Below are 19,155 nucleotides of genomic sequence, written 5' to 3' on the forward strand. Positions count from 1 at the left end.
GACCATGACCACCCAAAACAACCTCAACGATCCGGTCGAAGCCTATGAAGGCATCCTGGAACACCCCGAATCCGACCGCCAGAAAATCGCCGTCGCGATCGACGCCGGGGTCAAGGCTGTGGGTCATGTCGTCATGTGGGCCAATGTCCTGCTGATGGGCGCGATCTTCGCACAGGTCTCGTTGCGTTACCTGTTCAGCCAGAACTACCCGAAACTGGATGAGATCCAGTGGCATTTTTATGGAATCGTCACGATGATCGGCATCTCGTATGCCTTGATCACCGACAGCCATGTGCGTGTGGATGTCCTGCATATGCAGCTTTCGCGCCGCGCGCAGCGGATCATCGAGGTGATCGGCATCCTGACCCTGCTGACCCCGTTCATCTATCTGATGGTCGACCAGGGCTATGACTATTTCTACGAAAGCTTCCGCGTCAACGAACGCTCGGACAGCCCCACGGGCCTGCCTGCGCGTTGGGCTTTCAAGGCGGTCATTCCGATCAGCTTTGTCCTGCTGGCGCTGGCCGCGTTGGCACGGTTGATCCATGACGGGCACGCGTTGATGTACGGACCGGCCTCGGAGCGCGAGGGCGCACCGCTGCGCCGTATCCTGCTGGTGCTCGCGGTCTTTGCTGCCGTCTGTGTGGGCCTGACCTTCCTGGTCGAAACGACCGAGGAAAAGCTGGTCATCGCGATGTTCCTGACCTTCATCGCCCTGCTGTTTACTGGCTATCCGGTGGCTTGGGTTCTGGCCGGTGTCGGTGTCGCCTATTGCGGTCTGGCCTATCTGTTCGACAACGATCTGATGCTGTGGACAGGTCTGGAAAGCACATTTACCGGGCTTGATTACCTGACCCTTGGGGCGGTGGTGAACCGGGTCTACGCGACCATGTCCAACGCGGTTCTGGTTGCCCTGCCGATGTTCATCTTCATGGGTCTGATGCTGGACGAATCCGGTGTGGCCGAGCGTCTGATGTCCTCGATGCAGCGCCTGTTCGGGACGGTGCGCGGAGGTCTGGCCATCACCGTGACCCTGATCGGAATCATTCTGGCGGCCTCGACCGGCATCATCGGTGCCTCGGTTGTTCTGCTGGGCGTGCTGTCGTTGCCGTCGATGATGCAGCAGAAATACCAGCCGACGCTGGCGGCGGGCGTGGTTTCGGCTTCGGGGACACTGGGCATTCTGATCCCGCCCTCGATCATGCTGGTGATCATGGCCGACCAGATGGCCCTGTCTGTCGGTGACCTGTTCATGGCTGCCGTTTTCCCGGGCGTGATCATAGGCGTCCTGTACCTGACCTACATCTTCATCCTCGCGCTGGTGAAACGCGACGCGGCCCCCGTGCCCGAAGGCGCGAAAGCCCCCGATTGGGCCGCCGTCAAGGACGTTCTTATCGCCGTCATCCCGACGCTGATGCTGATCCTTGCGGTACTGGGCTCGATCTTCGCGGGTCTGACTACGCCGACCGAAGCGTCCGGCATCGGCGCCTTGGGTGCGACCCTGCTGGCACTGGCTTATCGCAAGCTGACCTTTGCCAAGCTGTGGAACGTGCTGGTTTCGACCTTCAACACCACCGCCTACATCTTTGCGATCTTCCTCGGCGCGACCGTGTTCTCTTATGTCCTTCGGGAACTGGGTGGGGACGAGCTGATCGAACATGTGGTGCAATCCACCGGTTTTGGAGCGAACGGCACCATCCTTTTCATCCTGTTCATCGTTTTCCTGCTGGGATTTGTGCTGGACTGGATCGAGATCACGTTGATCGTGCTGCCCCTGATGCGCCCCATCGTGAACGGTCTGGGCATCGACATCCCCGGCTTCGGCGTTCTTGATGAACCGGCACTGGTTTGGTTCGTGATCCTGGTCGCTGTGACACTGCAAACCAGCTTTCTGACGCCGCCCGTTGGCTTTGCCTTGTTCTATCTCAAGGGTGTTTGCCCGCCAGAGATCAAGCTAACCCACATCTACAAGGGCATCATCCCATTTGTCCTGCTGCAATTGACCGGATTGGCGCTGGTCTTCCTGTGGCCGACCCTCGCCACCTGGTTGCCCTCGGTCGCCTACTAAGGAGCTTATCGCCATGCGTCTGAGCCAATGTCATAACTTCCACGATTTCCGGCGGCTGGCCAAGCAGCGGCTGCCGGGGCCGATCTTCAACTATATCGACGGTGGCGCGGATGATGAGGTGACGTATCGGGAAAACACCAAGGCGTTCGACCGATGCGATCTGTTGCCTTCGGTCCTGCGCGGGGTTTCGGACGTGGACATGTCCGTCACGGTGATGGGGCAGAAACTGGACATGCCGGTCTATTGCTCGCCCACCGCGTTGCAGCGCCTGTTCCATCATCAGGGTGAACGCGCCGTTGCAGCGGCGGCAGAGAAATACGGCACCATGTTCGGTGTTTCCTCTCTGGGTACTGTCTCGCTGGAGGAACTGCGCCAGAAACACAAGAACCCGCAGGTCTATCAATTCTACTTCCACAAGGATCGCGGATTGAATGCCGCGATGATGCAGCGCGCCAAAGAGGCGGGTGTCGAGGTCATGATGCTGACCGTCGACAGCATCACCGGTGGCAACCGCGAGCGTGACCTGCGCACGGGGTTCTCAATCCCGTTCCGGTTGACGCTGGGCGGCATGATCCAATTTGCGATCAAGCCGATGTGGGGCATCAACTATGTCACCCATGAAAAGTTCCGGCTGCCTCAGCTGGAAGAACATGTGGATATGGGCGGTGGGGCCAGCTCGATCGGCGGGTATTTCACCGATATGCTCGATCCGTCGATGAACTGGGATGACGTGGCGCAGATGGTGCGCGACTGGGATGGTCAGTTCTGCCTGAAAGGTATCATGACCGTCGGTGACGCGAAACGCGCGGCTGAGATCGGGTGTACCGGCATCATTCTGTCGAACCACGGTGGCCGCCAACTGGATGGCTCGCGCACACCGTTTGACCAACTGGCCGAGATTGTCGATGCCGTTGGCGACAAGCTGGACGTGATGATGGACAGCGGCATTCAGCGTGGCACCCATGTGCTCAAGGCGCTTTCGATCGGGGCCAAAGCCGTGGGTGTCGGGCGGCACTACCTTTATCCTTTGGCTGCCGCGGGGCAGGCGGGTGTCGAACGGGCCCTTGGGTTGATGCGTGCCGAGATCGATCGCGACATGAAACTGATGGGTGTCACCAGTGTTGGCCAGCTCAGCCGCGAGAATATTCGTTTCCGCAATCCCTAACCCAAACAGGGGCCGATATGACCAATGACGCGTTGATCAAACATTTTCGCTCCATCGTCGGTGCGCGTCACGTGCTGATCGGAGCGCGCGCGACAGAGCGTTTTAGGCGCGGTTTCCGCTCGGGCGAGGGCGAGGCGCTGTGCGTCGTTCAGCCGGGGACCCTGCTGGAGCAATGGAAAATCCTGCAAGCCTGCGTCGCAGCCGACAAGATCGTCATCATGCAGGCGGCCAATACTGGCCTGACCGAAGGGTCTACGCCGTCCGGCACCTATGACCGTGACGTGGTTCTGATCAACACGCGCCGGATGGATACTCTGGTGCCCTTGAACGACGCAGAGCAGGTCGTCAGCTTTCCGGGCGCCACGCTTTTTGCGCTGGAAAAACTGTTGGCCCCTTTGGGGCGCGAGCCGCATTCGGTGATTGGTTCGTCCTGCATCGGCGCGTCGATCGTGGGTGGGGTATGCAACAATTCCGGCGGTTCTCTGGTAGAGCGCGGGCCGGTTTACACGGAACTTTCCGTCTATGCGCAAATCACCGAACAGGGTGAATTGGAACTGGTCAACCATCTGGGCATCGATCTGGGCAACACGCCGGAAGAGATCCTTGCCAACCTCGATGCAGGGAAATTTGAACGCAATCCCGGGGCAACCAACAAACGCGCATCGGCCAGCGACTACGCACAGATCGTGCGGGACGTGAATGCGGAAACGCCTGCGCGGTTCAATGCGGACAAGGCCAGGCTTTTCGAATCTTCGGGCTCGGCCGGGAAGCTGGCCGTTTTTGCCGTACGCCTTGACACCTTTCCCAAGAACGAAGTCGAAAAGGTGTTCTATGTGGGCACCAACAATCCCGACGATCTGGCAGACCTGCGGCGCCACATTTTGTCAGAGTTCAAATCGCTGCCGGTTTCGGCCGAATACATGCAGCGCGAAGCGTTCGACATTGCAGCACGCTATGGCAAGGACACGGTCGTGATGATCGACAAGCTTGGCACGGACCGTCTGCCGATGTTCTTTGCGATGAAAGGCGCCGTGGATGCCCGCCTGCGGCGCATTCCGTTTTTGCGAAATTTCACTGATCGTTTCATGCAGGCAGCAATAGCTTTGTGGCCACGTGTCCTGCCTAAACGGATGATGGATTTTCGCGACAAATACGAGCATCACCTTATCCTGAAAATGAAGGATGAAGGTGTGTCCGAGGCCGCCGAGTGGCTGCCGCGATTTCTGAGGGACCGCGATGGCGGATTTTTCGAATGTGATCCGCGCGAGGCCAAGATTGCAGGCCTCCATCGTTTTGCGGCGGCGGGCGCGGCGGTGCGTTACATGGCGATCCATTCGGACGACGTCGCAGACATCATCGCACTGGACGTCGCACTGCGCCGCAACGATCAGGACTGGCTGGAGAAGCTGCCGCCTGAGATCGAAGACCAGTTGGTTCACAAACTCTATTACGGGCACTTCATGTGCCACGTGATGCATCAGGATTACATAGTCAAAAAAGGGGCCGACCCAAAAGCGCTCAAGGCCGCAATGTTGAAACTGTTTGACGAACGCGGCGCGGAATACCCTGCTGAACATAACGTGGGGCACCTTTACAAGGCCAAGCCCGACCTGGCGGCACATTACAAATGCTGTGACCCGACCAACTCGTTCAATCCGGGTATCGGCAAAATGTCCAAGGCTAAGAATTACCAATAACCGGTTTTCCGGCGCGGCGGGGTGCTGTGAAAACGGCCGACAGATACGTCGGGTTCTGATGAGAAGGGTGTTGGTACCCGACTGCCTGATTTCCTGAGCGCACCCCCGCAAGCATCTGCCGCGCAGAAGGCTGCCAAAACCGAATGGGCGTCGCTTGTCAGCCGTAGGGAAGATTCGGACAGCGCAGTCGGAATCGGCAAGGAATTTCGCGTTGAGGCGCGAAACTCTGCCGCGATTGGTGCAGATCGTTTGGTTTTGAGTGTCAAACACACGTGTTTGTCAGGCCGTTAAAGATCTGAACCGGCGGGTTCGGACGGTCCATTGGCTGAGCACCTTTCTGTTCAGGTAAATTCGGGGTCGCATGATTTCTGACGGGTTTTCCTAGGGTTACCCTTGATCTGCAATCGATGTGCAGATCAACCCTCCGAAGCTGCGGGCCAGAAGCCCGTTTTGCATGCGAAAAATTGCAGATGAAGAGAGCCGGGAAATCGCCAATTTCCCCTTATTTTTCACGTTTTTTGGAGAACTACGGGAAACCCCCAATTTCGCGCCGCGACAAACAGGGGTAAACATGACCTACCGTACTTACCACACAAACACACACACGGTATTAACTTTCCCCGATGAGGGGCTGGTCACACCCCCTCGGCCGGCCCCTCTTAACTTTTGGGGTCAGTGGCAATGCGGATCGTTGCCAATGTCGAAGGGCGTGATGATCTTCCCGAGCGGTGTCAGCTTTTGATCAACTCGGCGACGAGCGCGGGCAAGTCTTGCGATGCGCAATAGGCCACGGTGTGTGGAATCTCCGCGACCGGCGTCTTCCGATACCCTTCGGTAAACAGCAAAAACGGGATTTTCGCCCGAGCGGCCGTTTCCGCGTCAACTTCGCTGTCGCCGACGAACAAACGTGGGCCAGAAGCCTGAAGCGCATCGAAGCTTGCGAACAGATGGTTGGGGTCCGGTTTTCGCGTCGAAAGGCTGTCGCCACCAATAACAACGTCGAAGAATTGCGACAGGTTCAGCGCCTCAAGCACATGCCGTGCGGGCGCTTCTGGTTTGTTGGTGCAGATACCCAAAGCGCACCCCATCTGTCGCAAGGCAACCAGCGCTTCGGGGATACCGGGGTAAGGAACAGTCGTTTCGCTTGCAGCGGCATTGTAATGCTTCAGGGTCAGTTGCGTCAGTTCCGCATGGCGGTCCAGCGGCAGGCCGCAATGCCGGATCACGCGTTCAACCAGTTTGGGCAAACCGTTGCCGACGAATCCTTTGATGATGTCCGTCGACAGAGGATCATGCCCAACGTCGTTCAGCGTGCGGTTGGCCGCCGCCGCCAGATCGCCCAGGCTGTCCACCAGCGTTCCGTCCAGATCGAATACAACTGCTGCGGTCATGTTTGCTTGCCCTTCATCGTACGACCCAAGACCTAACCCGCCCTGTTCCGGGGGGCAATCGCCTGTTTCAAAACGACGCTTGACAAACCTTACTAAAATAATCAGATTAAGCGACAGGAACAGAAAGCCAGCCCTTTCGGGGTCAGCCAGATCACATGAAACGCGATAGATATGGCACCATGCCGAAACGCTCTGGAGATGTCCCGATGAACGTACAGAACCCGACCCCAACCCAAGGTTACGCTGTCTCGATGCTTCCCGCGCACAAGGCCGAGGATCTGACCAAGGGCGGAAACCTGGCCCACATAGAACTGGGCGATCAGCTCTATACCCTGCGCATCACCCGCGCAGGCAAACTGATCCTGACGAAATGAGCGCGCCTTTCAAGCGCGGCGGCGCAGCGGTGGGCCGCCTTGCCGATCTCGATCCCATCGAAGCGGGCGCCGTGATGTATCTGCGGATGTGGAGCGACGGTGAGGGCGGGCGCGCCGACGCTGCCAGCGATTTCCAAGTCGCGCTGGGCGCGGAATGCGGGCGTGCGGCAATGCTGACCCTGGATCGCTTGTGTTCGCTATGCGCCACCCATGGCCGCCGTCCTTTGATCCGGCATGGTCTTGGATGTGCATGCCTTGGCGCGGATGAGAATTGCTTTGCCCAGATGATCGCGGCAGCGTCCGAAGGGGCGCGTGAAGACGCGATGATGCTGGCGTCCTTGATCGTGCGTCCGGATTTTGCCCCCGCCTTGGCATCCCTGTCGGAAGAACTGGGACTGACTCTCAGACGTATGACGGCAGGTTTCGAAATGCCGATCACCGGCCACCAGACCCCCTCGGCCGTGCTCCATTGACCCTGAGTGTTGAACGGCCAAACCCCGGCGATGCGCCGGGGTTTTTTCGTTCAGCAGCACCCGCATCCGGCATGGTGATGGTCATGATCGCACACAAGGGCAGGGGTGAAGTCACCCACTTCGGACAACACATCCCGCAGCGCCCACAGGATCATGTCAACATCCTCGGCCTCGATGGTCAGGGGCGGGCGAATCTTCAGGATGTTGTCCTTGGGTCCCTCGCTGCCGATCAGGATGCGATGATCGCGCATCCGGTTTTTGACATAGCTGCAAATCTCGGTGCCTTCGCTTCCGTCGGGGTTGATCAGTTCCACGCCGAGAAACAGCCCCATACCCCGCACGTCGCCAACGCAACCAAAGTCGGTTTCGATCTGGCGCAGCCCCGCCATCAGCCGATCCCCCATCAGGCGGGCATTGTCCTGCAAGCCTTCGTCGTCAACGATATCCAGCACCTCTTTGCCGATCCGGCAGGACAGGGTCGAGCCGCCAAAGGTCGAAAAGAACTCGATCCCGTTGTTGAAGCTGTCCGCGATCTCTGTGGTCGTCACCAGCACGCCCAGCGGGTGCCCGTTGCCGATTGGCTTGCCCATCACCACGATATCCGGAACCGCGCCCTGGTGCTCGAAGCCAAAATAGTATTCGCCCAGTCGTCCCAGACCTGTCTGCACCTCATCGGCGATGCAAACGCCGCCGGCAGCCCGGATTTTTTCGTAAACCGCAGGCAGATAGCCCTTGGGCGGAATGATCTGTCCGCCGACGGACGGGAAGGTTTCCGCGATGAAACCGGCCACGCCCTGTCCCCGGTCCCGAAGGGCCGCAATCGCCGGATCGACAAGATCAGCAAATCTTTGCGCCCGGTCCGCATCATCACGCCTGAATGACCCGCGATAGTCATCCGCAACCTCGACCAGTTCAACCCAGTCGGCTTTCCCGATGCCGCCCGGTTTGTTGAATTTGTAGGCCGAGATCGCCACCGCAGCGTTCGTGTTGCCGTGATAGCCGTGATCCGGCGTCACGATCCCCTTTGCGCCGGTATGGGCGCGGGCCAGCCGCAGGGCCAGTTCGTTGGCCTCGGTTCCCGAGTTGACGAAAAAGCAGACCTGTAGGTGATCCGGCAGCTTGGACAGGATCTTGTCGGCAAATTCCACCTGTGCCGGATGCAGATAGCGGGTGTTCGAGTTCATGCGCCTTAGCTGATCCGCAGCCACGGCCTGAATGCGCGGATGCGCGTGCCCCACATGCGGGACGTTGTTGTAGGCGTCCAGATAGGGGCGTCCCCATTCGTCGAACAGGTGATGCTTCCAGCCGCGCACCAGCATGACCGGATCGTCATAGGTCAGGGACAGGTTGCCCCCGAAATGCGCCCGCCGTTTGTTCAGGATTTCCGTTTTGTCCGTAGGGTGATAGAACACCTTGTCATCCGGCAGGTTCAGCAACGCCGCCGGGTTCGGGCAGACCGCGTGCCACAGCTCCATCTCGTCCGGATCGCCGACGCCGGGCCAGTCCGCTTTCATGCCATCAGTGGTGAGCGCCAGTTGGAAATGCACATGCGGAGCCCATCCGCCATTCTGGCTGGCATCTCCCAACCTGGCAAACGCGGCTCCCTGTGCCACCGGGTCCCCAGGTTTCAGCCGGTCGCAGCATTCCGGGTCCAGATGGCCATAGAGCGTATAGAACGGGTCGCCTTCGGGCGTTTCGTGATGCAGGATGATCACGCCGCCGTAATCAAGGTGCTGGTCGCGGTTCTCGACCACTTCGACCCGCCCGCTCATCGGTGCATGCAGAACCGTCCCGGCACGCGCAAACACATCCACCGCCAGATGCACCGTCCGCCTGTCCGAGGCTTTCCAGGGGCCCTTGCGGAACCCCGGCTCGGCATAGATCAGGCGGGGCTCGTTATAGTAACCCAGCCACAACCCCTCACCATATTCCTCGCCAACCCGCGCAGCCTCGGCCAAAGGCATGTGGAACGGGTCTTGGGGCCAGACGCAGTTTTCGACCGAAAGCGAGCCCATGGGCACGTCGCTCAGATCCTGGCCGAACATGTCGGCAAAATGTCCACGGTGTTCCTGAAGATAGGCGTGGATGCGCTCAGCCCCATCGACAACCGGCAAGCCGCAAGCCGCCCGCAACCGCGCCGACATCAGCCCGCCATTGACGGATGCGTTCTCAAGGAACCGCCAGGCAGGCGCCTGAGAGATCGTCACATAGGGATCATCCGGATTCTCGGCTGCCATCAGGGTCGAGTTGACGACCGACACGGCAAGCCGCATCCTCAGCAACGGCCAGATCAGGTCAACCTCATCCGCCCGCAGCCGGTTGGCCGCGTGATAGCCCTTTACCAGAGCAGCCAGTGCGCGTTCCGGCTTGGGGTGATCCAGCACGACATACGCGCCGGCAATCGCCAGATCGCAGATGCGCGGCGCGGCGCACATGTCACCCAGATCGATCAGGCCCGAAATCCGCCGCCGCTCGCTCAGTTCCCCTTCGACCAGAATGTTGTAGTCATTGGCGTCATTGTGGTTGGCCTGTTTCGGCAGGTCCACAAGGACATCCGCGATTGCAGCGAACCCCTCACAGATTTCCGTCAGCAGTGCCCGTCGCGCGGGGTCAGGGATAGCGTTTAACTTGTCAGCAATCCAGCCCGCCTGCATCAGATCCCATTTGAAACCGGCCCGGTGCAGTCCCGCATGCTCAAACCCTTCCAGGGCCCGGTCGGTCGCCCCCAATACGCGCCCCAGTTTCAGGATCAGCTCTTCGGATTTTGGGGCGGCCTTCGCGTAACATTGGCCCGGCAGGCACTCCAACAGCCAAACCAGCCTGCGCTGCCCTTCAGAATCGGCGATCTCGGGCAGCGTTGCGCCGGCCAAATCGGGGAACACCTTGGGAAACGGCAACCCCGGTGCCTCTGAAGAGATATGCGCCAGCGCCTTGATCTGAAGATCAACCAGATCGGCATCGCATCCGGCCCGCATGGCTTTCAGCACATAATCCTGACCATTGGTGGCCTGCACCAGAAAGTTCAGGTCATATTCACCATCCAACCGCGTCAAACGGGCGTCCAGCCCCCAGAGCTGCCGCAGCGCGGCCGTCCAAAAAGCATTCAAATCGTCCATCCCGTCTCCGCCCCGATCGCGCCGGAGCCCTCTTCATCTGGCCAAAATATCCTCGGGGGGAATCGCGCCGTGGCGCGATGGGGGGCAGACAGCCCCCCGCCTTACCCCATGGCCCGCAGGCGCTTGATCAACGACGAGGTGTCCCAGCGGCCACCACCCAGTTTCTGTACATCCTTGTAAAACTGATCGACCAGAGCGGTGACGGGCAGGGACGCGCCGGTTTCATCGGCGGTATCCAGACAGATACCCAGATCCTTGCGCATCCAGTCGACGGCAAAGCCATGTTCAAACTGATCATCCAGCATGGTCTCATACCGGTTTGCCATCTGCCAGCTCCCCGCCGCTCCCTGGCTGATCACCTCGACCACCGCGCGTCCGTCCAGCCCTGCCTTTTCGGCAAAGTGCAACGCTTCGCTGAGACCCTGAACCAACCCAGCGATGGCGATCTGGTTGCACATCTTGGTCATCTGGCCCGCGCCGCTGTCCCCGATCCGGCGGCAGATCTTTGCATAGACCTGCATCACCGGTTCAGCCGCATCATAGGCCGCCTGATCTCCGCCGCACATGATTGACAGAACACCGTTTTCAGCGCCTGCCTGACCGCCCGAGATCGGCGCGTCCACAAAGGCTATACCCCGTGATTGGCCGGCAGCGTACAATTCCCGCGTGACCTTTGCTGACACCGTCGTGTGGTCGACGAAAACAGCCCCGCTGGACATGCCGTGAAATGCGCCATCGCCGCCGGTGCAAACCATGCGCAGATCGTCGTCATTGCCGACGCAGGCCATCACAAACTCGGCCCCTTCAGCCGCCTCTTTCGGGGTGGCCGCCATCGACCCGCCATGCTGCTTTACCCAGGCTTCGGCCTTGGCGGCCGTGCGGTTGTAGACAGTAACGTCATGACCTGCGGCCTGAAGATGCCCAGCCATGGGATAGCCCATGACACCCAGGCCAAGGAACGCGACTTTTGCCATTTTGTGATCCTCTCCGCTGTTCGGTCGGCTTCAGCGGTGGATGCCTGGCCGAAATGTTTGGCGAAGACAAAGCAAAGCTGCGCCCAAAGGGCAACCCCAAGTCAGCCTTTCCCGCCCAGATCCCGCAGGATCGGGCAATCAGGCCGGTCATCCCCGGCGCAGGCGTCGATCAGGTGGCTCAGCGTCTCGCGCATCGCGTTCAGGTCGGCGATCTTGGCTTCGATCTGCGCCAGATGATCCCGCGCGACCTGTTTCACATCTGCGCTGGCGCGGGTTTCATCCTCGTAAAGCGCCAGCAATGTCCGGCAATCCTCGATGGTGAACCCAAGCGCCCGGGCGCGGCCCAGAAAGTTCAGCTTGTGCACGTCCTGATCGCGAAACCGGCGATAGCCGTTGTCATCGCGCAGCGGTTTGATGAGGTTGATATCTTCATAATACCGGATTGTCTTGGCAGGCAGGCCGGTGCGGGCGGACACATCTCCGATATTCATGCATGCACCTCCTTGGCGGGCGGGATCGGGGTTTCCGGCACGCTGGCTCGGACGCGACGCAGGCGCAGCGCGTTCGAGACGACAAAGACACTGGACAGCGCCATCGCGCCAGCCGCCAATGCCGGAGACAACAGATGGCCGCCGAACGGGTAAAGGGCGCCAGCAGCGACGGGGATCAGCAGGACGTTGTAACCAAACGCCCATCCCAGGTTCTGGCGAATGTTCCGCATTGTCCGGCGGCTGATCTCGGTCGCATTTGCAACCCCGCGCAGATCACCGGACATCAGGACGACATCGGCCGTTTCGATGGCTACATCCGTGCCCGTCCCGATGGCGATGCCGATATCAGCCGTTGCCAGCGCCGGGGCGTCGTTTATGCCGTCGCCGACGAAAGCCAGCGTTCCGAACTGGTCCCGCAAGGCGGTGACCGCATCCACCTTGCCGTCGGGCAGCACTTCGGCGGTGACGTGATCGATCCCCAGCCGATCAGCCAAGGCCTGCGCGGTGCGCGCGTTGTCTCCGGTGATCATGGCCACGGTCAGACCCATTTGGTGGAGCCGCTCCAGCGCCTCTTCGGTGCCGGGTTTGACCGGGTCGGACACCGACAACGTGGCCGCGGCCTGTCCATCCAATGCGACGAACAATGGTGTTGCCCCTTCGGCGGCGCGGGCCTCTGCCTCGCTTGCCAGGGGTCCAAGGTCGATCCCGCGTTGTTGCATAAGCCGGTGCGACCCGATCAACACGTTCCGGCCTTCAACCAGCCCCTGCATGCCAAGCCCGGTAATCGACAGGACGTCCGTCGCCTCTGGCAGCGTCGCAGGCCCGGCCCGGGTGATCGCCGAAGCTATCGGGTGTTCCGACCGCGCCTCGAGGGCGGCGGCCAGCCGCACAACCTCATCCCTGTCAAATCCGTTCGCCGTCAAAACACTGACCAGTTCCGGACGGCCCAGTGTCAGGGTCCCGGTCTTGTCCAGCGCGATGACGCGTGCCTGCTGAAGCTGTTGCAGGGCATCGCCCTTGCGGAACAGAACCCCCAGTTCGGCCGCTCGCCCGGTGCCGACCATGATCGAGGTCGGCGTGGCCAGCCCCATGGCACAAGGGCAGGCTATGATCAGTACCGAAACACCAGCGACAAGCGCCAGCGGCAGGGCCGGTCTTGGGCCGAAAATCAGCCAGGCTGCGACGGTGATTATGGCGACCAGGATGACCGCCGGGACAAAGCGATATGTAATCCGATCGACAAGGCCCTGGATCGGCAGCTTTGCCCCCTGCGCCTGCTGCACCATGCGGATGACCTGCGCCAGCACGGTGTCACCCCCGACGCGCGTCGCACGAACCCGCAAGGCGCCGGTGCCATTCACGGTTCCCCCGACAACCGCTGCGCCGGCTGATTTGCCGACCGGTATCGGCTCGCCCGTGATCATGCTTTCATCCACGTAAGACGTGCCCTCGAGCACTTCGGCATCCACCGGCACACGTTCGCCGGGACGGATGTGCAGGATGTCGCCCACCGCAATCTCGGCGATAGGACGGTCTTCTGTCCGGCCATCGACTTCGATCCGCGCGCTTTTGGGCTGAAGGCCCGCCAGTTTACGGATCGCGGCCCCGGTTTTGCCCTTGGCGCGCGCCTCCATCAGCCGGCCCAGAAGGATCAGAACGACAATCACGGCCGCCGCCTCGTAGTAGACGTTGGCAGTTCCGATCGGCAATGCACCGGGGGCGAATGTGGCCACGACCGAATACAGATAGGCCGCCCCGGTTCCCAGCGCGACCAGCGCGTTCATATCCGGCGTGCCCCGCAGCAACGACGGGATGCCCTTGCGATAGAACACGCGACCGGGCCCCAGCAGCAGGGCCGATGTCAGAGCGAACTGAATCAACTGGCTGTTCTGCGCGCCGATGGTGGCGTAAACCCAGTGATGGAAAGCGGGAATCATGTGCCCGCCCATCTCAAGAACGAACACAGGCATGGCGAGTACGGCGGCCAATATAGTGGTCCGGGTCAACCTTTGAATTTCGGCATCTTCGCGGTTTTCAGGTTTCGAAGCGCCTTGTAGCCGCGCCGGGTATCCGGTGCCGGTGACCACCTGTGCCAGTGCCTCTGGCGTTGTTGCCCCGGCAGCGTAAGTCACCGCGGCAGTTTGAGTCGCCAGATTGACCTGTGCTTCGATCACACCGGGGCTGGCCGTCAGCGCGCGCTCGATCTTGGCCACGCACGAGGCGCAGTTCATGCCTTCAATGCTCAGATCCACCCGGCTGGTCTCGGCCGGATACCCTGCCGAGTCCAATGCCTTTGTCAGCGCCGAAACCGGCCCGTCAAAAGCCACCTGTGCGGACTTGGTTGCAAAGTTGACCGAGGCCGTTTCAACCCCGGGCACATCACGCAGCGCCTCTTCAACGCGGCCCACACAGGATGCGCATCCCATGCCCGTGATTTTCAGCTCTGTCAGTGCTTTTTGCGCCATGCGACTCGCCCCTGAAATTTCCTTGCTCACCAGATGGGGGTTCCAGTGACGGGAAGGTCAAGGGCCTGGGGCAGTTTTTTAGTGCCCCGCGCCGCGCATGTTGCGCTCCATCATGCGCTGATACAGGCGTGGCGAAAGGCGGTTGAGCCACCAGGACAGGCGCGCCACGCGGCCAACCGGGATCATGGGCAGCGATTTGTCCAGCCCGCGCAGGATCGTTTCAGCGGCGGCCTCGGGGCTCATCTCGTCCATCCCGTCCTTCGCCGATCCGGGCCGGGCTGTGCCATCCGCTTGCTCTTGCGCATTGCCGGGGTTGGTTGCCACAAAGGACGGCGCAGCGATCTGGACCTGAACGCCATGAGGGGCTTCTTCCGAGCGCAGCGATTTGAAGAACCCTTCCAACGCGTGTTTCGAGGCAGCATAGGCCGTCCGATGGTAAAGCGGAGCAAACCCGGCCACCGATGAGATGGCCAGATGTGTCCCCTTTGACGCCCGAACCGGGTGCAGAAACGCGCGGGCCATTTCAACGGCCGCAAAATAGTTGATGTCAAACAGTGTTCGGTGGCTGGCCGCGTCTGACTTTTCAAAGCCCCGGATTTGCGTGACACCGGCGTTGTAGATGACCAGATCTATACTGTCGCAGGTCGTGATCGCCCTTTGGCACGCGCTGGCAAGCTGCGCGGGGTCCGTCAGATCACACGCGATTGGAAGCTGGTTCGACCCGGCGTCCAGACCTGAAACATCGAGATCCAGCAGCACCACCCGCCACCCGCGACTTTGCAGAGCCCGGCTGAGGGCCTGCCCCAAACCGCCCGCCCCGCCGGATATGACAGCCGTCTTCATAGCCCCGCCTGCTTTTGCCAGAGCGCGAATACCTGGGCGCTGGTTTTTTCGGGTGTGTAACCGAAGTCGGATTTCAGGGCAGTGTTGTCCAGAACCGGTCGATATTGCAGAAATCGCACCTGTTCCGGCCCATAACGGGACAGACCCAGCGGACGCGCAGCGGCCAAAGCCGATTTCAGCGCCCAAGCGGGCAGGCGCAAAACCGGTTTCCTCATGGCGCGGGCCAGATCGGTCACACCCATCGCGCCGTCCCCGGCGACATTGTAAACGCCAACCGGCCCGTCGGTTGCCGCGCGCTGAAGGATGCGTGCCAGATCATGCGTCCAAATGAACACAAACGGGCTTTCGCTGCCGACCACGGCCAGCAGGCGGGGTTTGTGAAACAGGGCGGTGATCTGGTTTTCGGACCCGGCCCCCAGAACCGTGCCCACGCGCAGAACAACCTGTTCCAGATCGGGGGCGGCTCTGCGAACCTCGGCCAGCATCTCTTCGACCTGCCTTTTGTGATCGGAATACGGGAACTCGGGGTTGCCGCGCAGCGGATCATCCTCGCGCAGGGGCACGGGGTTGTCCGCGTGATAGCCGTAGGCCGCACCCGAGGATGTGACGACCAACCGGCGCACCCCGTTGGCAAGGGCTGCGTTCACCACCTTGCGGGTGCCCTCGACATCAACGGCATATGCCGCCGCCCGCTCCATTTTGGGCGGAGGCGTCACGATGGAGGCCAGATGCACAATGACTTCAGGCTTTACGTTGCAGATCACGCGCGCGGGGGCGTCGGTTGTCACATCCATGGGCAGATAGTGGACGTTTTCCGGCATGCTGTCGGGGTGTTTGATATCCGTGGCAAAAACCTCGTGCCCCTGAAGTTCGGGCAACAGCGCCTGCCCGACCAACCCGGCGGCACCTGTGATCAGGATACGGGTCATCGCGCGGCCTCGGTTCGGGCCATGACCGACGCCAGAGCAATCCCCGAGATCGCGTGCCAGATTCCCCAGAACGCGGCCACGACAGCCATGCCGCCCAGCCCGTGGAAGAAGGCAAAGATCAGCACCAGCCCAAGGCCGGAATTCTGAATGCCGGTTTCGATGGTGATGGCGCGGCGATCGAAGGGGGACAGCCGGGTCAGAGTGGCCACAACCCAACCGCCCCCCAGTGCCAGGGCGTTGTGAAGGACCACAAGCCCGGCAACAGCCCCGGCAAAACTGAGGAAGAACCCCCAGTTTGCGGCCAGGGCAAGTACGATGAAGGCCGCAAAGATACCCATCGACAGGTATTGCAGCGGCGCACGCAACCGTGCGGTCAGGGCCGGGCGGCGCTGGTTCAGAGCAATGCCTAGGACCAGAGGCAAGATCAGCATCAGCCCGACAAGGATTGCGATTTGCACCGGGTCAATCTGTGTCTGTTGCAGAATCGCGCGTGTCGGAGGATACAGCCCGCCCCAAAGCGCAATGTTGAAGGGCGTCATGAAAATCGCGCCGATGGTGGCAAAGGCGGTCATCGACACCGACAGCGCCGCATTGCCACCGGCGCGGTGGGTAATGAAGTTCGAAATATTGCCCCCCGGACAGGCGGCGACAAGGATCAGCCCAAGCGCGATCGACGGGCGCGGCTCCGTCATCCACACCAAAGCAAAGGTCAGAGCGGGCAAAACGATGAATTGGGATACAAGCCCGACAAGTACCGGCTTGGGCGCGCGCCTGAGACGATCAAAATCCCTTGGTGCCAGATCGATCGCAATCGAGAACATCACGATCGCCAATATCGCGTTCAACAGCGTCAGAGAGGCCGGGCTGAAATTCAGCGTGATTTCGTCGATACCACTCATACGGCGGCTTTCCGCAGCCGTTCGATCCACCCGGTGACAGCCTTTCTGTAAGTGGCCTTGTCCACGTAGTAAGCCATTCGCGGCAGATCGATATAGCTCATGCCTCCGGTGGCGCGCGTATAGTTTTTTTGCTTTTCGGTTTTCAGATCGGCCGCCACCGGGCAACCCTTCTGAAGACCTTTGATATAGCGCGCCACCATTTCGGCCTGCTCGTGCCTGCCTTGCCAGCCCAGACCCGTGGCCTCGACCATGCCCAGCACAAAAAGATCGTCCCGTTCGGGGTGCAGCGCGTTCAGGTACAGATGGGGGGCATCGCCCCGCCAGTTCAGCAAGCCCCGGTCGATGAACGGATAGTGCAGCTTGTATCCGGTTGCCGCGAGGATCATGTCGTAGTCTTCGCTGGAGCCATCCTTGAAACGAACAGTGTGACCCTCCAGCCGGTCGATATCGGGACGAATGCGCAGATCGCCATGGCCCGCGTGATACAGGACCAGCGAATTCACCACCGGATGGCTTTCGTAAAGCTGGTAATCGGGCTTGGGAAAGCCGTATTTCTGCGGATCACCGACAAACCAGCTGAGGATCAGGCTGTCCACCTTGCGCTTCAGCCACATGGGCAGGCGGATCTTGCCGCCCATCGTGTCGGCCGGTTTGCCGAAGACGTATTTGGGCACGAAGTAATAGCCGCGGCGCATGGACAGATCGCAGCGTTCTGCGTGATGGATTGCGTCAACCGCAATGTCACAGCCGGAATTGCCCGCGCCCACGACCAACACGCGCTTGCCGTCGAACTGGCTGGGATACCGGTATTGCGAAGCATGGATCAACTCGCCGTCAAACGTGCCGGGAAAGCTGGGCATATTCGGTTCCGACAGGGTGCCGTTTGCAATCAGAACCCCTGCGAATTCAGCCTGATGCTCACCTTCGGCGTCCCGCCATGCAACACGCCAACCGTCGCCGGATTTGCCCAGCGGAGTGATCCGGGTGACTTCTGCATTGAACTTGTAACTCTCACGCAGGCCGAAACGATCGGCAAAGGCCCGGAAATAGTCGCGCATCGCCCGATGCGAGGGGTACTCGGCCACCGCCTCGTCCATCGGGAAATCCTCGAACTCGGTCATGCGTTTGGAAGAGATCAGATGCGCCGATTCATACATAGTTGATCTGGGGGCATCGATATCCCACAGACCGCCCACATCCGAATGCAATTCGAACCCCTGAAAGGCGATGCCCTGTTCCTTCAGCACCTTGGCTGCGGCCAAACCCATCGGCCCCGCCCCGATCAGGGCGAATGCGTTGCGCGTCTGTGTCATGAACCCTCCCGAAGTTCGCGATACTTAACTTGAACGAACGACCAAAATAAGGCAAGATGAAATTCATGAGTCCAAAAAACATCGAAAAACCAAGGCAAAGAGCACCGTCCAAGCGATCGCTTGAAACCAAGGCGCGGATCATGGATGCGGCAGAAACCGTCTTTGCTGAACGGGGATTCGAAGGTGCGTCGATCCGGGACATCGCGGCACTGGCGGGGGTTCAGATTGGTCTTGTGCACCATCATGGTGGTGGCAAGGAGGAGTTGTTTTACCGAACGGTCGCGCGGCGTGCGGACGCGCTGGCGCAGCTTCGGATCGACGCATTGAACAGGGCCAGGGCTGTTGCTCCGCTGACGCTTCACAGCATTCTGGACAGCTTTATCCGACCCTATGTGGACCTGGCTGAAACGGGTGGGCCCGGATGGATGGCATATGGGCGGTTGGTGGCCCACGTATCGGTTGACCCCAGGTGGCGCGATATCGCAGCAGAGTGTTTCGACCCCACCGCCCAGCTGTTCATCACCGAAATCGCCACGCTTTACCCGGATGTCGATCCAGCCGTTTTGGCAAGTGGTCAGGTTTATTCGGTCTCGGCGATGCTGGCCCATCTCAACAGTGGATGGCGGGTCGAAGCCCTGTCGCAGGGCGGTGACCTGTCCGGCATGGAACGTCTGGTGGACTTTTGCGCCGCCGGTATCGAAGCAATGGTACGATCCTGTCGTGAATGAACCCTCACGCGACGCCGGTTGTGCGTTCAATCGTTGAGGTGGTGCCCTGTATCTACATCTACATACCTGTTTCCAAAAGCCGGACAATTAGCGCAGGTAGAACGATTGTGTCCTCTTTGACGCTCTTTGAGGCGTCATTCGCCTTGATTGAGGTGAAAACATGGCGTCAATGTGGCGCGTGATCTGTAAATATGATTCTGTTGTGCTACTCTTTCATAGAGTGGTTTGT

General features: G+C 60.4%; 15 protein-coding genes. 6 read left to right on the forward strand and 9 right to left on the reverse strand.

Features of this window, described 5'->3' with window-relative positions; translation table 11 throughout:
- Nucleotides 1-4 precede the first annotated feature (4 nt).
- From AC2FFD_RS01420 to dld, 3 genes are read left to right on the forward strand one after another with little or no spacing between them, the layout of a single operon-like run.
- Nucleotides 5-2,068 (forward strand): TRAP transporter large permease subunit, encoded by a 2,064-nt coding sequence (locus AC2FFD_RS01420; RefSeq protein ID WP_496871555.1) that lies wholly within the window; start codon nt 5-7, stop codon nt 2,066-2,068.
- Between the two features lie 13 nt (nt 2,069-2,081).
- Nucleotides 2,082-3,233, forward strand: coding sequence for an alpha-hydroxy acid oxidase (locus AC2FFD_RS01425; protein ID WP_496871558.1), 1,152 nt, complete (start codon nt 2,082-2,084; stop codon nt 3,231-3,233).
- 17 nt (nt 3,234-3,250) lie between these two features.
- On the forward strand, nt 3,251-4,930 hold the full coding sequence (dld, locus tag AC2FFD_RS01430; RefSeq protein ID WP_496871560.1) for a D-lactate dehydrogenase: 1,680 nt from the start codon (nt 3,251-3,253) through the stop codon (nt 4,928-4,930).
- A 731-nt stretch (nt 4,931-5,661) separates the two neighbouring features.
- On the opposite strand, the gene gph is transcribed toward dld, so the two are convergent.
- Nucleotides 5,662-6,321: a phosphoglycolate phosphatase gene (gene gph / locus AC2FFD_RS01435; protein ID WP_496871562.1), complete on the reverse strand. Its 660-nt coding sequence runs from the start codon at nt 6,319-6,321 to the stop codon at nt 5,662-5,664.
- 206 nt (nt 6,322-6,527) lie between these two features.
- On the opposite strand from gph, the gene hemP reads away from it, so the two are divergent.
- On the forward strand, nt 6,528-6,695 hold the full coding sequence (gene hemP, locus AC2FFD_RS01440) for a hemin uptake protein HemP (protein WP_083445319.1): 168 nt from the start codon (nt 6,528-6,530) through the stop codon (nt 6,693-6,695).
- Nucleotides 6,692-7,168, forward strand: a complete 477-nt coding sequence (locus AC2FFD_RS01445; protein ID WP_257599238.1) for a hypothetical protein — start codon at nt 6,692-6,694, stop codon at nt 7,166-7,168. Before hemP ends, AC2FFD_RS01445 begins: the two co-directional genes overlap by 4 nt.
- 50 nt (nt 7,169-7,218) lie before the next feature.
- Here AC2FFD_RS01445 and AC2FFD_RS01450 read toward each other — a convergent pair whose 3' ends face one another.
- The 8 genes from AC2FFD_RS01450 to AC2FFD_RS01485 all read right to left on the reverse strand — a co-directional run bounded on the left by AC2FFD_RS01450 (nt 7,219) and on the right by AC2FFD_RS01485 (nt 18,198).
- Nucleotides 7,219-10,284 carry an aminotransferase class III-fold pyridoxal phosphate-dependent enzyme gene (locus AC2FFD_RS01450; protein WP_496871564.1) on the reverse strand — a complete coding sequence of 1,022 codons (3,066 nt, stop codon included), beginning with the start codon at nt 10,282-10,284 and terminating at the stop codon, nt 7,219-7,221.
- Between the two features lie 101 nt (nt 10,285-10,385).
- Nucleotides 10,386-11,258, reverse strand: coding sequence for an NAD(P)-dependent oxidoreductase (locus AC2FFD_RS01455; RefSeq protein ID WP_496871565.1), 873 nt, complete (start codon nt 11,256-11,258; stop codon nt 10,386-10,388).
- 101 nt (nt 11,259-11,359) lie between these two features.
- Nucleotides 11,360-11,749, reverse strand: coding sequence for a Cu(I)-responsive transcriptional regulator (gene cueR / locus AC2FFD_RS01460; RefSeq protein ID WP_170346124.1), 390 nt, complete (start codon nt 11,747-11,749; stop codon nt 11,360-11,362).
- A complete protein-coding gene (locus AC2FFD_RS01465) occupies nt 11,746-14,214 on the reverse strand; it encodes a heavy metal translocating P-type ATPase (protein WP_496871566.1) in 2,469 nt (822 codons plus the stop codon). The genes cueR and AC2FFD_RS01465 overlap by 4 nt, the downstream gene beginning before the upstream one ends.
- A 78-nt stretch (nt 14,215-14,292) precedes the next feature.
- Nucleotides 14,293-15,057: an SDR family NAD(P)-dependent oxidoreductase gene (locus tag AC2FFD_RS01470; RefSeq protein WP_170346126.1), complete on the reverse strand. Its 765-nt coding sequence runs from the start codon at nt 15,055-15,057 to the stop codon at nt 14,293-14,295.
- Nucleotides 15,054-15,986, reverse strand: coding sequence for an SDR family oxidoreductase (locus AC2FFD_RS01475; protein WP_496871568.1), 933 nt, complete (start codon nt 15,984-15,986; stop codon nt 15,054-15,056). Before AC2FFD_RS01475 ends, AC2FFD_RS01470 begins: the two co-directional genes overlap by 4 nt.
- Nucleotides 15,983-16,885 (reverse strand): bile acid:sodium symporter family protein, encoded by a 903-nt coding sequence (locus AC2FFD_RS01480; protein WP_170346128.1) that lies wholly within the window; start codon nt 16,883-16,885, stop codon nt 15,983-15,985. The genes AC2FFD_RS01475 and AC2FFD_RS01480 overlap by 4 nt, the downstream gene beginning before the upstream one ends.
- Nucleotides 16,882-18,198, reverse strand: coding sequence for a flavin-containing monooxygenase (locus tag AC2FFD_RS01485; protein ID WP_480683733.1), 1,317 nt, complete (start codon nt 18,196-18,198; stop codon nt 16,882-16,884). Before AC2FFD_RS01485 ends, AC2FFD_RS01480 begins: the two co-directional genes overlap by 4 nt.
- Before the next feature lie 65 nt (nt 18,199-18,263).
- Between AC2FFD_RS01485 and AC2FFD_RS01490 the strand changes: the two genes are divergently transcribed.
- Nucleotides 18,264-18,926 carry a TetR/AcrR family transcriptional regulator gene (locus tag AC2FFD_RS01490; RefSeq protein WP_496871572.1) on the forward strand — a complete coding sequence of 221 codons (663 nt, stop codon included), beginning with the start codon at nt 18,264-18,266 and terminating at the stop codon, nt 18,924-18,926.
- The last annotated feature ends 229 nt before the right edge of the window (nt 18,927-19,155 follow it).

It is taken from the genome of Ruegeria sp. YTSC002, from assembly GCF_059609845.1.

Coding starts and splice junctions, on each gene's coding strand:
- AC2FFD_RS01420 (WP_496871555.1), top strand. CDS start 5: ATGACCACCCAAAACAACCTCAACGATCCGGTCGAAGCCTATGAAGGC.
- AC2FFD_RS01425 (WP_496871558.1), top strand. CDS start 2,082: ATGCGTCTGAGCCAATGTCATAACTTCCACGATTTCCGGCGGCTGGCC.
- dld (WP_496871560.1), top strand. CDS start 3,251: ATGACCAATGACGCGTTGATCAAACATTTTCGCTCCATCGTCGGTGCG.
- gph (WP_496871562.1), bottom strand. CDS start 6,321: ATGACCGCAGCAGTTGTATTCGATCTGGACGGAACGCTGGTGGACAGC.
- hemP (WP_083445319.1), top strand. CDS start 6,528: ATGAACGTACAGAACCCGACCCCAACCCAAGGTTACGCTGTCTCGATG.
- AC2FFD_RS01445 (WP_257599238.1), top strand. CDS start 6,692: ATGAGCGCGCCTTTCAAGCGCGGCGGCGCAGCGGTGGGCCGCCTTGCC.
- AC2FFD_RS01450 (WP_496871564.1), bottom strand. CDS start 10,284: ATGGACGATTTGAATGCTTTTTGGACGGCCGCGCTGCGGCAGCTCTGG.
- AC2FFD_RS01455 (WP_496871565.1), bottom strand. CDS start 11,258: ATGGCAAAAGTCGCGTTCCTTGGCCTGGGTGTCATGGGCTATCCCATG.
- cueR (WP_170346124.1), bottom strand. CDS start 11,749: ATGAATATCGGAGATGTGTCCGCCCGCACCGGCCTGCCTGCCAAGACA.
- AC2FFD_RS01465 (WP_496871566.1), bottom strand. CDS start 14,214: ATGGCGCAAAAAGCACTGACAGAGCTGAAAATCACGGGCATGGGATGC.
- AC2FFD_RS01470 (WP_170346126.1), bottom strand. CDS start 15,057: ATGAAGACGGCTGTCATATCCGGCGGGGCGGGCGGTTTGGGGCAGGCC.
- AC2FFD_RS01475 (WP_496871568.1), bottom strand. CDS start 15,986: ATGACCCGTATCCTGATCACAGGTGCCGCCGGGTTGGTCGGGCAGGCG.
- AC2FFD_RS01480 (WP_170346128.1), bottom strand. CDS start 16,885: ATGAGTGGTATCGACGAAATCACGCTGAATTTCAGCCCGGCCTCTCTG.
- AC2FFD_RS01485 (WP_480683733.1), bottom strand. CDS start 18,198: ATGACACAGACGCGCAACGCATTCGCCCTGATCGGGGCGGGGCCGATG.
- AC2FFD_RS01490 (WP_496871572.1), top strand. CDS start 18,264: ATGAGTCCAAAAAACATCGAAAAACCAAGGCAAAGAGCACCGTCCAAG.